Here is a 12,640-nt window from a genome sequence, read left to right as displayed (position 1 = left end):
GCGCAAATCACCATATAACACTTGCCAAGAGTTGGGAATTTTCGCCATAGATTGGGGCATGGAGAAAAATACGCAGTTCGTTGGGCAATCAACAGCGTTTCTCGATGCGGTCGAGCAGGCTGGCCGGGCGGCCGAACTCAACCGGCCGGTGCTGGTCATCGGCGAACGTGGAACCGGCAAGGAACTGATCGCCGAGCGGCTGCACCATCTGTCGCCGCGCTGGGGCGAGCCGCTGATCACCATGAACTGCGCGGCGCTGCCCGAAACGCTGATCGAGGCGGAGCTTTTCGGGCATGAGGCGGGCGCGTTCACCGGCGCGACCCGCGCACGGGCGGGGCGGTTCGAGGAAGCGGACGGAGGCACGCTGTTTCTTGACGAGCTGGGCACCCTGTCCATGGCGGCGCAGGAGCGCCTGCTGCGCGTCATCGAATATGGGGAGGTATCGCGGATCGGCGCATCCAGGCCGATCATAGTGGACGTCCGGATCGTCGCCGCGACCAACGAGAATCTGCCGCGCGCGGCGGAGGAAGGGCGTTTCCGGCCGGACCTGCTCGACCGGCTGTCCTTTGAGGTTATCACCCTTCCGCCGCTGCGGGCGCGGGAGGGCGATGTAGCGGTGCTTGTGGACCATTTCGGGCGGCGCATGGCGTCCGAGATTGGCTGGACGCAATGGCCCGGCTTCGCGGCGGCGGCGATGGCGGAGCTGGAGGGGTATCGCTGGCCCGGCAATGTCCGGGAATTGCGTAATGTGGTTGAGCGGGCCGTGTATCGCTGGCTGGAGCCGGCGCGGGCGATCGACAGGATCGCCTTCGATCCCTTCGCTTCGCCATGGCAGCCGGGCGCATCGATGCGGGCGGCTGCCGATCCGCCAGTGCCGGAGCAGGCGAATGCGCGGTTTTCCGCGCCTGCGCAGCCGATGGCCTTCGATGATGTGACGGATCTGCGCGCCGCCGTTGATGCGCATGAAGTGGCCATCATCCGCAGCGCGTTGGAGCGGTATCGATTCAACCAGCGGGCGACGGCCAAGGCGCTGGGCCTGAGCTATGACCAGCTACGCCATTGCCTGAAAAAGCATGGCCTGATGACGGCTTAGGGTATCCAACTGTGCGTTAGACCCCGTTCGCCCTGAGCCTATCGAAGGGCTGTCCTTTTCTCAGCGTCGAAAAGAAGGACAAGGCTTCGACAAGCTCAGCCCGAACGGGAGTGAGATGTCACGCAAAGCGTTTTAAAATCCGCCATCAGCTAGTCTTTGGCGGAAGGTCAGCCGCCGTTGAAGTTGATCATGCAGTAAAGCATCGGGATCGACAGCAGCGTATTGGTGCGGCTGAACATCATGGCGGTGGTCGCCGCCTTCGCCTTCACGGCGTCCTCAGCCGGTACGATGCCAAGCGCCTTTTTCTGGTTCGGCCAGATCACGAACCACACGTTGAACGCCATGATGAGCGCCAGCCACATGCCGATGCCGATCAGCAGAAAGCCCTGGGCGAGCGTCAGCGCTTCGACCAGATATTGCGCGCGCCATGCGATGATGAGCCCGGTCAGCACCGTCAGCGCCGCGCCCCAGCGGAAGAAGAAAAGGGCGGACGGTGCGATATGCTTGGACACGCCCGGCTTCAGCTCCGCCGGAATTTTCGGCATGGTCGGAATCTGGACGAAATTGAAATAATAGAGGAGGCCGATCCAGGTAATGCCGAAAAACAGGTGCAGCCAGCGCAGCACGCCCTGTTCCAGCGTCGTGTTCACAGGTACGGCGAAGATCACGAGCAGCGCCAGCACAAGGCCGGCCACCAGCACCAGATGCAGATTACCGAAAAACTTGACCATGTTTTCTCCCCCAGATTTGGCGGGGCGAACCGATGAACAGTCCCGCCTGAACGGGCAAGTTTATGACATAGTTTCGCTTGTGTCACACTGATAATTTCGTTCGCACTTCATCGGATATTCCTGTTTCCTGCTGCGATGCAGCACTGCTAGGGCGATTGAACCTTACCCGTGTCCGGCCGTTTCATCCGGACATATCCCACCTCGACAGGAGCTTATTCATGCCCTTTGTGCTGCCCGAACTTCCCTATGCTAAAGACGCCTTCGGCAAGATTTTGTCTCCTGAGACCTTCGATTATCATCATGGCAAGCATCATAACGCCTATGTCGTGAAGGCGAACGAACTGGTTGCAGCCGATCCGGCATTGCAGGGAAAATCGCTGGTCGAGTTGATCAAGTCGTCAAAGGGCGGACTGTTCAACCAGGTCGGCCAGATATGGAACCACAGCTTCTACTGGCTTGGCCTGTCGCCCGAAAAGCAGGAGCCGACCGGCAAGCTGCTCGATCTGATCAATGAAGGCTTCGGTTCTGTCGATGTCCTGATCGACAAGCTGAAGGCCGAAGCCGTCGGCCATTTCGCGAGTGGTTGGGCTGCGCTCAACCTGAAGGACGGCAAGCTGGAAGTCACCTCCTATCATGACGCCGATACGCCGGTTGCGCATGATGCGACGCCGCTTTTCATCCTCGATGTGTGGGAACACGCCTATTATATCGACTATCGCAATGTGCGCCCCGATTACGCGGACACTATTTTGAAGAATGCCGTGAACTGGGAGTTTGTTGCCCAGAATCTGGATGGTAAAGGCGTAAGCCGGGCCGATCAGGCAGGCTGATTTTTTTTAATATTCTAGTGGATTAGTTAAAGGCCGCCTCGATGTGGGGCGGCCTTTTTGCGTCCATTTTGGTCTTGTTAGGGAAATAGACGGGAATTGCCGCGTTATTCCTGTTGCCCAAGGTCCAATAGCGGCGCCTTGGGACAGGTGCGTCATGAACCTTATAAAGGTTTTGGCCATCGATGACTCATCGGTGAGCCGGCAGGTTATAGCACTTCTGCTCGCGAACGATCGCGAGATAGACCTTGCTGCGTCCGCTTCCTCTGCACAGGAAGCGTGGGAGGAGCTGCAAAACCACAATATCGACGTTATCACCCTCGATCTGGACTTGCCGGATGGCGACGGGCTGGAGATGCTGGAACTGCTGACAATCAAGGACACATGCGGCGTAGTCGTGGTGTCGGGCGATGACCGCCAGCATAAGCTCGCCATACAGCTTGGCGCGACTGCCTGTTTCGAAAAGCTTACGTTGATCAATGAGCAAACCCGCTTCCTGTCCGCCATTCGGGAGGCTGCGGGATTGGGCAAGGGGCCGCGGCGCCAGACCATGCATTGATTCCCCTCCGCGCGCTGAGCCGGGGCGCGGTGCGCGCATATGGCATCATCGGTGATTGAAAAAGCCGGGCAGGGGCAATAGGCGTGCCCGCAAAGGAGACGCCATATGGACAAGAAGATCACCCTGACCTTCACGGAAGACGAGGCGGAGATCCTCTGCGACGCGCTGGATACCGACCTGGAGGGATACGAGGATTCGGCGAAGGATGCGCGCGCAAACGGCAACCGTGCCGATGTGCAGACCTTCACCGAGGCCGCCGACCGCATCAAGGCCGTGCGCGACCGGGTGCGCAAGGCGATCGACAGTTGAGAATCGCGCCTGCTATTCCGGATAGGTGATTTCGATCACCTCATATTCCTTTTCCCCGGCGGGAAGCATCACCCGCCGGAGATCCCCCACCGCAGAACCGCGCAGAGCGCGCGCGATGGGCGATCCCCAGCCGATCCGTCCCGCGCCGGCATCCGCTTCGTCATTGCCCATGATCGTCACGGTGCGGTGATTGTCGTCCTCATCGGCTATGGTCACCGTCGCGCCGAAATAGACGCGGCTCTTGTCCGGCTGCTGGCGCGGATCGACGACCTTGGCGTCCTTCATCTTCTTCGACAGGCGGCGGAGCTGACCGTCAATCTCCCGCATGCGCTTGCGGCCGTAGAGATAGTCGCCATTTTCCGAGCGGTCGCCATTGCCCGCCGCCCAGCTTACGACTTCGACAATGCGGGGGCGCTCCACGCCCAAGAGCTGATCATATTCGGCGCGCAGGGCCGCAAAGCCCGCAGGCGTGATATAGTTGGGCTGGGTCGTCATGCGTGAGCATTAGAGCTTGTCGCGCCTGGGCGAAAGTATGTGAACGCAGGCGCGCACTCCTGCGAGAGCAGGAGCAGTATGTGCGTCTGAAGCAAGCGCCTTGCGAAGTCCCGCCGGATCAGCCGGGCGTGTTCTTGCCAAGATAGCGGCTGAGCGGTGTCTGGCTGCCACGGAAGCGCGCATTGGCTGGGTTCATGGCGTCATAGACTATGGCGTTTTCGAGCACCCGCTGGACATAGTTGCGCGTCTCATAGATGGGGATGCGCTCTATCCATCGCAGCACGTCCGAACCGGCGATGCGCGGGTCGCCATTCGCCGCCAGCCATTTGTTCACATTGCCGGGACCGGCATTATAGGCCGCTACGGCAAGCGGATAGCTGCCGCTGTAATAGTTCAGCATCTGCTGGAAATAGGTGCTGCCGAGCTGGATGTTGTAGCTGGTGTCGGTGGTCAGCGCCCCGGCGTTGTAGCTTAGACCGATGCGGCCCGCGGTTTGCGCCGCAGTGCCGGGCATGAGCTGCATCAGACCGCGCGCGCCCGCATGGCTGACGGCGGCGCGATCGAACTGGCTTTCCTGCCTGGCGATGGCGTGGATCATCGTCCAGTTCGCCTGATGCCCGGATGGTACGGGAATGCGCGGGAAGCTGGACGTGCCATAGCCCGAAAGGCCATCGGATATGGCGCGGCGGCCGACCATGACGCCGAGATCGGGGCGCGACAGGGTTTGCGCCAGTTCGGCAGACATGAAATGACCCTTGTCGGTTTCCGCGCTGGCGGCGATGGCGCGCAGGAATTTGCTCTGGTCCTCATAAAGACCCATCGTGCCCAGCGCCTTGGCGGCGCGCACGACGCTGCGATTGTCGAAGGCTGAGCGGTCCGCCGCGCTGATTTCGACCGGGCGGTCGATCATGGCGGGCGCGGGAATCGGGCGGCCCAGCCGTTCGAGCGCGAGTTGGCCATAAAACTGGTCAGGATAGGCGGCAGCCTGAGCGAAGAAAGAATTGGCGCGCGCCTTGTCGTTCATTTCCAGCGCCGCGCGCCCGGCCCAGTAATAGCCCTTGCTGATCGTCTGGGGGGAGCGGGCGGCTGTGGCGTAACGCTGGAACATGCCGAGCGCGTCCGAGGGCCGGTTGAGATTGTAGAAAGCCGTCGTGCCAGCGAGCCAGGTGAGGCTGGTATAATCGTCGCGCTCGCCGATCGGCCGGTCGCGTACATCTATTCCCGCCGCATAGGCGTCATCCACTTTGCTGGCGATGGCCCAGGCGAACGACCATTGGCTGTCATTGGCGGCGGCGCGCGCATTGGTCAGCAGCGCTTCATACCATTTTTCCGCGTCGCTCGGCCGGTTGGACACGGATTGCCGGTTGGCGAGAAGCGTGCAGGCGGCGATGCTGTTGCCGCTGTCGCGCAGCCACATCGCCTTGTCCGCAAGGAAGCCCGCATCATTCTGCCCATAGGCTTCGGCGGCCTGCATTTTCGCTGCGGCGTCGGGCGCCTTACGAAGCATTGCCGAGCGCGCCTGGAAAACGGGGCGGCGGGCGGGTGAGGTGTAGGCGAGGATGCGGTCTACACCGCCCGTATTCTTCTGCCAAAGCAGGGCGTCGGCGCGCTGGTCATAGTCAGCGGTGGTGAAGCTGCCGCCGAACAGGGAGATCAGGCGGCTTTCGTCATCGGCGGTCAGGCCGCCCGCGACCCATGCCGCCCGCGCCTCCAGCTTCGCTTCGTCCCTGCGGCCCAGGCTGGAAAGGGCAACGGCGTTGCGGGCGCGGCCGACGGCTGTCTTTGCGGGATAGCGGGCGAAGAAGGCCGCGACCTGATTGGGATCATAGGCATTGGGATTGATCGACGTTTCCGCCAGGCGGCGCATCCGGTCCTGCCCCGGCCAGTCCGGGTTCGCCGTAATGAAGCTGGCATAGGTGGAAAAGCCCAGCGTGTCGCTTTGCTGCAGCGCGCGCCACTGGGCGATGGTGCTGACAATCTGTCCGTCGCGCGGCACGCCAAGCTGGCTGCTCGCCCGGTTCCAGGGGCTTGGCTGCCCAGCTCCCGGAACCGGTTGAACCATGCCCGGCGCCTGTTGCGGCGCCGGCGCCGGGGTGGGCTGCGCCATCTGCTCTGGAAGAATGGATGTGGGCGCCCCCGTCTGCGCCCCTGCGGAGGCCGTGGAAAGCAGGAATGCGATCACGGAAATGCGAAGCAGCGGAGCGTGTGAAACCATGCTGGACATTATGGCGATAGGTTCCTTATCAGGCGCTGAACAAGCCGCTATAGGGGCAGCCCGCTTATGCCCGCGAAGTCCGGCGCTTTGAAGGAGTTTTATCATGTTTTCCGGTTCCATACCGGCTCTTGTGACCCCTTTTCGCGACGGACCGCTGGATGAAGAGGCATTTCGGGGCTTTGTAGATTGGCAGATTTCCGAGGGCAGCGCAGCGCTCGTACCCTGCGGGACCACGGGCGAAAGCGCGACCATGACGGTCGAGGAGCATAACCGCGTGGTCGCCATCTGCGTGAAGCAGGCCGCCGGGCGCGTGCCCGTGATCGCAGGGTGCGGGTCCAACGACACGAAGATCGCGCTGGAGCATATGTTCGCGGCGCAAGCGGCTGGAGCGGATGCGGCGCTGGTGGTTGCGCCCTATTACAACAAGCCGAACCAGGAGGGCGTATATCGCCATTTCGCCTATCTGGCGGAGCGGTGCGACCTGCCCATTGTGCTGTATAATGTGCCGAGCCGTACGATAACCGACATTGGCGTGCCGGTGATGTTCCGGCTGGCCGAGGAGTTCCAGTCCATCGTCGGCGTGAAGGACGCCACCGGAAATCTGGGGCGAGTCACCGCGCAGCGCCTCGCCTGCGGCAAGGACTTCTGTCAGTTGTCCGGCAATGACGAAACAGCCCTTGGCTTTATGGCGATGGGCGGAACCGGTTGCATATCGGTGACCGCCAATGTCGCTCCGCGCCTGTGCGCGGAGTTCCAGAAGTCTTGCGCCGACGGGGATTGGGACAGCGCGCTGGAATATCAGGACAGACTTTATCCGCTGCACGACGCCCTGTTCAGCGATTCTTCACCCGGCCCCGTCAAATATGCGCTATCCAGGGTCCGGCCCGATTTTCCCAACGAGGTGCGATTGCCGATTACCTGGCCATCGGAATCGAGCAGGGCGGCAGTCGACCGGGCGCTGGAGATCGCGGGGCTGGTATAAGTGTAACGCCCGCACCACATGTTGATTTGAGAATAGCTGGATAATGGCCCGCCCACGCCCCGAAACCTTCGACAAGAAGAAGATCGTCGCCGAGAACCGGCGCGCGCGCTTCGAATATTTCATCGATGACACGTTCGAGGCCGGCATCGCTCTGCAGGGAACCGAAGTGAAGGCGCTGCGCGGCGGCGAGGGGTCGATCGCCGAAAGCTATGCCGAGGTGAAGGGCAATCAGGTGTTTCTGGTGAACAGCAACATCCCCGAATATAGTCACGGCAATCGCGAAAATCATGAACCCAAACGGCCGCGCAAGCTGCTGCTCCACGAGCGCGAGATTACTAAAATGCATAGTGCGGTATCACGGCAGGGCATGACGCTTGTGCCGCTGATGGTCTATTTCAACAGCAAGGGCAGGGCGAAGGTCGAACTCGCGCTGGCCAAGGGCAAAAAGACCCAGGACAAACGGGAGACGATCAAGGAACGCGACTGGAAACGCGACCAGGCGCGCATCATGAAGGATCGTGGCTGACCGTGACCAATCGTTTGACCCGCTGGTGGCATGAAAACGCGCCGACGCGCGAATCCCTGGAGCATAACCGCTTCCTTGCGCCGGTCGCGCACCGGGTGCTGGAACCGTCGCTCTGGCGCTTTACGCGCCGTTCGGTGCCGCGCGGCGTGGCGCTGGGCCTGTTCGTCGGCATATTCCTGCTGATCCCCGGCCTGCAGATTGTCGGCGCGGCGTTGCTTGCCCTGCCGTTCCGGGCGAATATCCCGGTGGCGGCCGCCATGACCTTCCTTAGCAATCCCGCGACGACGCCCTTCATCCTGTGGGCGTCGGTGTATGTCGGCAATATCACCCTGGGGCGCAGCGCCGATCTGTCCGGCCTGATGGCGCTGTTTCATGAAGGCGCGGGCATTGGGCGCTGGTGCGCATGGTTGTTCTCCGAAGCCGCGCCCGCCCTGCTTTTTGGCCTGTTGATCATCTCCGCCGCCTGCGCGGCCGTGGGCTATTTCCTCTCCATCTGGTTCTGGCGCGCGCGCATGGGGCGCAAATGGCATGCGCGCAAATTGAGGATTGGCAAGCACGCCGAAACGGGCGCAATAGAGAAAAGAGCGGCGGTCTGACCGCCTGATCTGTTTCTTCCGGGGGATGCGGGCATGGCCGGGCAAGGCGCGGCACCACGCAAGGATGACATTGTCGCGTTGACCGCGCAGCGGACGGCATGGGGCCAGTTGCCCCTGATTTTGCTGGCCGCCGCCGGCTGTGCGGCGATCATCTGGTTTGCCGTTGGAGAGGCTGCGCTGGCTGCGGGTTTTGCGGCGACGCTGATCGGCGCAGGCGCGCTTGCCTATATCTTCACCCGCAATTTTTCGCCGCCCTCCGCCGATGCCGACGCTGTGCCGGACTGGACCATTGCGCGGGCCGCCGCCGACGCCTCTGGAGTCGCTATCGCCATTACCGACCGGGCGGGTCGCCTCGTCTGCGCCAGCGATCTGTATGGGGAATGGTTTCCCGGCTATCCGGCGCCGCCGCATCTGCCCGTGGATGAGGGCGATGCGGACAGGCTGTCCAGCGCGGGCCGCGCGGGCTGGCGGGACGGAACAGGCCGGGTGGAGGGTGTTGGCAAGGGCGCGTTGCGGATCGACGCAGATATCTGCCGCACCGGACGGTCGGACGATTATCTGCTCTGGCGCTTCACCCCCGTAAAGCATGCGAGCATTCTGGACGATTTCAACCGGCTGTTGACCGGAGACGCGGGCTGGCAGCTTTCCGAGGCGGGGGTGATGGCCGCGATGATTGGCGGCGAGGGCCGGGTGCGGGCCGCCAATGGCGCCTTCCTTCTGCGCGCGGCGGGGCGGATAGACGCCAATGTCGCCGGGCGCGATTTCGCCTCCTATCTGCGGGTCGACGGCAAGGGCCAGGTATTTTTCGCGCGAGAGGAGCGGGGCGTCGTTCCGATCCGTCTTTTGCAGGTGCCGCTGAAGCCGGGATCGACGGAGGGGCCGCGCCTGATCCTGTTGATAGACGAAAAGCCGGGCGGCGCGGCGACGGGAGACGGGACTTCGGCGCTTTCCTACATAGAAACCCTGCTTTCCCTGCTGCCTTTCGGCCTGGCAATGGCGGACAGGGATGGGCGCGTGCTGTTCCTCAACGACGCCTTTGCGCGGGCGGCGGGCGTGAAACCGGGTGAGAAGCCCGCCTATCCCGGCGACATCGTGGTGCGCGAGGATCAGGCGGTGGTCGCCGACTCCGTGCGCCGCTATGCCGTTGGCCCGCAAATGTCGGGCGATATCGCCATCCGCATGCGGGCGCAGCCCGACGAGCCGGTGGCGCTCAGCATGGCGGGCGTGCGCGGGCTGGGTGAGGCGGCGGTGCTGCTCAGCCTGAAGGACAATAGCGAGGAATCGAAGCTGAAGCGGCAGGTGGCGCAGGCGACCAAGATGCAGGCGATCGGCCAGCTTGCCGGTGGCGTCGCCCATGATTTCAACAATATCCTGACGGCCATCATCGGCCATTGCGACCTGATGCTGATGCGCCATACGCCCGGCGATAGCGATTATGACGACATCCAGCAGATCAAGTCGAACAGCAACCGCGCGGCGGGGCTGACCCGGCAGTTGCTGGCATTCTCGCGCCAGCAGACCTTGCGGCCGCAGGTGCTGCAGCTTCCCGATATTGTGGCCGACGTATCCAACCTGCTCAACCGGCTGCTGGGTGAGAATGTGAAGCTGGAGGTCAGCCACGGCCGCAGCCTTGGCCCGGTGCGCGCCGATCCCGGCCAGTTGGAGCAGGTGATCGTCAATCTGGCCGTCAATGCGCGCGACGCCATGCCTAATGGCGGCACCGTCAATATCCAGACCTATGCGGTTCCGGCGGCGCGCGTCCGTGAGATGCGGAGCGACATATTGCCCATCGGCGATTACACGGCGCTCCGGGTGTCGGACACCGGGCATGGCATTCCGCCTGACGTCATCTCCAAGATTTTCGAGCCTTTCTACACGACGAAGGAAGTGGGCAAGGGCACGGGACTGGGCCTGTCGACGGTCTATGGCATCGTGAAGCAGTCGGGCGGCTTCATCTTCGCCGAATCCGAGGCCGGGCGCGGGGCGAGCTTCGTGATCTACCTGCCGGTGCACGCCGCCGTGACGCCCGAACGGACAGCGGACAAGCCGCGCATCGCCGACAAGCGCGGCGAGACATGGGGCACCGGCACCATATTGCTCGTCGAGGATGAGGATATGGTCCGCGCCGTGGCGGAGCGCGCGCTCAGCCGGCAGGGATATACGGTGCTGACCGCCGCCGACGGCGAACAGGGGCTGGAGGTGCTGGCGCGGGGTGGAGAGACCATCGACCTGCTGATCTCCGACGTCGTCATGCCGAATATGGACGGGCCGACAATGGTCAGCCATGCGCGCAAGACGCATCCCGACCTGCCGGTGCTGTTCATGTCCGGCTATGCCGAGGAGCAGCTTCGGAAATCGATCGACATCGCCAATGTCGCTTTCCTGCCCAAGCCTTTCTCAGTAAGCCAGTTGGCGGAGGCCGCGCGCGACGCGATGGGCGCAGGCGCCGCTGTTTCCTGATATATTTGGATCAAGCTGAAAAGACTAGGAATGCCGTCGGCTTTGCGTTAGCCCAATGTCAAGGACAGGCATGCAACAGGGGCCTATGAGCGCTGCCAAGTCGATTCTTGTCGTTGAAGACGAAGCCATGATCGGCATGATGCTGGAGGATTTCCTCGACGCGCTCGGCTATCGTCTCCACGCCGTTGCCGGAACATTGCAGGAAGGATGCGATCTGGCGCGCAACGCGGAGTTCGACGCCGCCGTGCTCGACTGCAATTTGCGCGGCGAAAAATCATGGCCGGTCGCTGAGATACTCGCCGGGCGGGGGATTCCGTTCGTATTCGCCACCGGCGGCAGCGCGGACGATGTGCCGACGCAATTTGCCGACCGCATGACGCTGGCCAAGCCGTTCACCATGGGTTCGGTCGAGCGCGTCCTAGAAAAACTGCTGGAAACGGCTGGGTAGCGGCCGTTTGGACGCAGCGTAAATAATTTTCGTTCTCCTATTGTTCCAAGTGAACAAATCCGGTACATCGCTATTTGAACGCCGATAATGGCGTGATCCGCTTGACAGGGGATAGGCCGATGACCGCAATGCTGAAACTCATCGATTCCGATAAGAAGACGGGGACAATGGACAGACAGAAAGCATTGGAGGCGGCGCTCGCCCAGATCGATCGCGCCTTCGGCAAGGGTTCGGCAATGAAGCTGGGCTCGAAGGAAACCATGCAGGTGGAGGCGATCTCGACCGGATCGCTTGGCCTCGACATCGCGCTGGGCGTTGGCGGTTTGCCGCGTGGCCGCGTGATCGAGGTCTATGGGCCGGAAAGCTCCGGCAAGACGACGCTGGCGCTGCATGTCATTGCAGAGGCGCAGAAGAATGGCGGTACGGCCGCCTTTGTCGACGCCGAGCATGCGCTGGATCCGGTTTACGCCAAGAAGCTGGGCGTCAATATCGACGAACTGATCGTCTCCCAGCCCGACACCGGTGAACAGGCGCTGGAGATCACCGATACGCTGGTGCGCTCCAACGCCATTGATGTGCTGGTGGTGGACTCCGTGGCGGCGCTGGTGCCGCGGGCGGAAATCGAGGGCGAGATGGGCGACAGCCATGTCGGCCTGCAGGCGCGCCTCATGTCCCAGTCGCTGCGCAAGCTGACCGGTTCGATCAGCCGTTCGCGCTGCATGGTGATCTTCATCAACCAGCTCCGCATGAAAATCGGCGTGATGTACGGCAACCCGGAAACCACGACCGGCGGCAATGCGCTGAAATTCTACGCCTCCGTCCGTCTGGACATTCGCCGCACCGGCCAGATCAAGGATCGCGACGATATTGTCGGCAATGCGACGCGGGTGAAGGTGGTGAAGAACAAGGTCGCTCCGCCGTTCAAGCAGGTCGAATTCGACATCATGTATGGCGAGGGCATTTCCAAGATCGGCGAGATACTCGATCTGGGCGTGAAGGCGGGAATCGTTGAGAAGTCCGGCGCATGGTTCTCCTGCGATTCTGTCCGCATCGGGCAGGGTCGCGAGAACGCCAAGATATACCTCAAGGAACATCCGGAAATGGCTGACCGCATCGAAAAGGCGGTGCGGGCCAAGACGGAAGCCGTCGCGGAAGCGATGATGACAGGACCCGAAGCGGAGGATGACGGCGAATAGCGGAACGCGCCGCCGGCCCGTACAGCCGGTATGACGTACCGCAGTTTCGCCTGACCTTCAGGCTTCACGATCCGAAAAGGCCCGCCCGCGCTACCCCAGCCGGCGGGCCTTTTATCGTCCCGCTATTGCCCGGCCCAGCTCACTTTCGGGAAAGAGCCATTGTCATACAGAGGCTGCTCAGGCATCCCTCGCCTCGGCTACCC

General features: G+C 62.4%; 13 protein-coding genes. 10 read left to right on the top strand and 3 right to left on the bottom strand.

What is annotated here, in order from left to right; genetic code table 11:
* Positions 1-58 precede the first annotated feature (58 nt).
* Positions 59-1,093, top strand: a complete 1,035-nt coding sequence (pspF, locus tag KFK14_RS13705; protein ID WP_212608057.1) for a phage shock protein operon transcriptional activator — start codon at positions 59-61, stop codon at positions 1,091-1,093.
* Positions 1,094-1,260: 167 nt separating this feature from the next.
* Here the strand turns inward: pspF and KFK14_RS13700 are convergent, their stop codons facing one another.
* Positions 1,261-1,824, bottom strand: coding sequence for a urate hydroxylase PuuD (locus KFK14_RS13700; RefSeq protein ID WP_212608056.1), 564 nt, complete (start codon positions 1,822-1,824; stop codon positions 1,261-1,263).
* 218 nt (positions 1,825-2,042) lie between these two features.
* Here KFK14_RS13700 and KFK14_RS13695 point away from each other — a divergent pair, with 218 nt between their 5' ends.
* From KFK14_RS13695 to KFK14_RS13685, 3 genes are all read left to right on the top strand, one after another.
* Positions 2,043-2,654: a superoxide dismutase gene (locus tag KFK14_RS13695; protein ID WP_212608055.1), complete on the top strand. Its 612-nt coding sequence runs from the start codon at positions 2,043-2,045 to the stop codon at positions 2,652-2,654.
* 154 nt (positions 2,655-2,808) lie between these two features.
* Positions 2,809-3,210, top strand: a complete 402-nt coding sequence (locus tag KFK14_RS13690) for a response regulator (protein WP_212608054.1) — start codon at positions 2,809-2,811, stop codon at positions 3,208-3,210.
* A 105-nt stretch (positions 3,211-3,315) separates the two neighbouring features.
* Positions 3,316-3,519 (top strand): hypothetical protein, encoded by a 204-nt coding sequence (locus KFK14_RS13685; protein ID WP_070156491.1) that lies wholly within the window; start codon positions 3,316-3,318, stop codon positions 3,517-3,519.
* 12 nt (positions 3,520-3,531) lie between these two features.
* Here KFK14_RS13685 and greB read toward each other — a convergent pair whose 3' ends face one another.
* Both greB and KFK14_RS13675 read right to left on the bottom strand, forming a co-directional pair.
* Entirely contained in the window at positions 3,532-4,014 is a 483-nt protein-coding gene (greB, locus tag KFK14_RS13680; RefSeq protein ID WP_212608053.1) for a transcription elongation factor GreB, read from the bottom strand.
* 118 nt (positions 4,015-4,132) lie between these two features.
* Positions 4,133-6,238 (bottom strand): lytic transglycosylase domain-containing protein, encoded by a 2,106-nt coding sequence (locus KFK14_RS13675; RefSeq protein WP_212608052.1) that lies wholly within the window; start codon positions 6,236-6,238, stop codon positions 4,133-4,135.
* Between the two features lie 94 nt (positions 6,239-6,332).
* On the opposite strand from KFK14_RS13675, the gene dapA reads away from it, so the two are divergent.
* The 6 genes from dapA (at position 6,333) to recA (ending at position 12,437) form a co-directional block, all read left to right on the top strand.
* Entirely contained in the window at positions 6,333-7,211 is an 879-nt protein-coding gene (gene dapA, locus KFK14_RS13670) for a 4-hydroxy-tetrahydrodipicolinate synthase (protein WP_212608051.1), read from the top strand.
* A 43-nt stretch (positions 7,212-7,254) separates the two neighbouring features.
* Positions 7,255-7,737 carry an SsrA-binding protein SmpB gene (smpB, locus tag KFK14_RS13665; RefSeq protein WP_070156495.1) on the top strand — a complete coding sequence of 161 codons (483 nt, stop codon included), beginning with the start codon at positions 7,255-7,257 and terminating at the stop codon, positions 7,735-7,737.
* Between the two features lie 2 nt (positions 7,738-7,739).
* Positions 7,740-8,333 carry a DUF2062 domain-containing protein gene (locus KFK14_RS13660; RefSeq protein ID WP_212608050.1) on the top strand — a complete coding sequence of 198 codons (594 nt, stop codon included), beginning with the start codon at positions 7,740-7,742 and terminating at the stop codon, positions 8,331-8,333.
* A 33-nt stretch (positions 8,334-8,366) separates the two neighbouring features.
* Entirely contained in the window at positions 8,367-10,793 is a 2,427-nt protein-coding gene (locus KFK14_RS13655; protein WP_212608049.1) for a hybrid sensor histidine kinase/response regulator, read from the top strand.
* 85 nt (positions 10,794-10,878) lie between these two features.
* Positions 10,879-11,241 carry a response regulator gene (locus KFK14_RS13650; RefSeq protein ID WP_212608048.1) on the top strand — a complete coding sequence of 121 codons (363 nt, stop codon included), beginning with the start codon at positions 10,879-10,881 and terminating at the stop codon, positions 11,239-11,241.
* Between the two features lie 119 nt (positions 11,242-11,360).
* Complete coding sequence (recA, locus tag KFK14_RS13645; protein WP_070157077.1) at positions 11,361-12,437, top strand: recombinase RecA; 1,077 nt, start codon at positions 11,361-11,363, stop codon at positions 12,435-12,437.
* Positions 12,438-12,640: the final 203 nt, after the last annotated feature.

Source organism: Sphingobium phenoxybenzoativorans (assembly GCF_018286635.1).
GTDB lineage: Bacteria > Pseudomonadota > Alphaproteobacteria > Sphingomonadales > Sphingomonadaceae > Sphingobium > Sphingobium phenoxybenzoativorans.
The sequence above is the reverse complement of the archived record's forward strand: the minus strand, read 5'-3'. Positions and strand labels throughout refer to the sequence as shown.

Excerpts from the sequence above, each read along its gene's own strand:
- smpB (WP_070156495.1), top strand. The coding sequence starts at position 7,255 with ATGGCCCGCCCACGCCCCGAAACCTTCGACAAGAAGAAGATCGTCGCC.
- KFK14_RS13685 (WP_070156491.1), top strand. The coding sequence starts at position 3,316 with ATGGACAAGAAGATCACCCTGACCTTCACGGAAGACGAGGCGGAGATC.
- KFK14_RS13690 (WP_212608054.1), top strand. The coding sequence starts at position 2,809 with ATGAACCTTATAAAGGTTTTGGCCATCGATGACTCATCGGTGAGCCGG.
- KFK14_RS13700 (WP_212608056.1), bottom strand. The coding sequence starts at position 1,824 with ATGGTCAAGTTTTTCGGTAATCTGCATCTGGTGCTGGTGGCCGGCCTT.
- pspF (WP_212608057.1), top strand. The coding sequence starts at position 59 with ATGGAGAAAAATACGCAGTTCGTTGGGCAATCAACAGCGTTTCTCGAT.
- KFK14_RS13695 (WP_212608055.1), top strand. The coding sequence starts at position 2,043 with ATGCCCTTTGTGCTGCCCGAACTTCCCTATGCTAAAGACGCCTTCGGC.
- KFK14_RS13655 (WP_212608049.1), top strand. The coding sequence starts at position 8,367 with ATGGCCGGGCAAGGCGCGGCACCACGCAAGGATGACATTGTCGCGTTG.
- greB (WP_212608053.1), bottom strand. The coding sequence starts at position 4,014 with ATGACGACCCAGCCCAACTATATCACGCCTGCGGGCTTTGCGGCCCTG.
- recA (WP_070157077.1), top strand. The coding sequence starts at position 11,361 with ATGACCGCAATGCTGAAACTCATCGATTCCGATAAGAAGACGGGGACA.
- KFK14_RS13650 (WP_212608048.1), top strand. The coding sequence starts at position 10,879 with ATGAGCGCTGCCAAGTCGATTCTTGTCGTTGAAGACGAAGCCATGATC.
- KFK14_RS13675 (WP_212608052.1), bottom strand. The coding sequence starts at position 6,238 with ATGTCCAGCATGGTTTCACACGCTCCGCTGCTTCGCATTTCCGTGATC.
- dapA (WP_212608051.1), top strand. The coding sequence starts at position 6,333 with ATGTTTTCCGGTTCCATACCGGCTCTTGTGACCCCTTTTCGCGACGGA.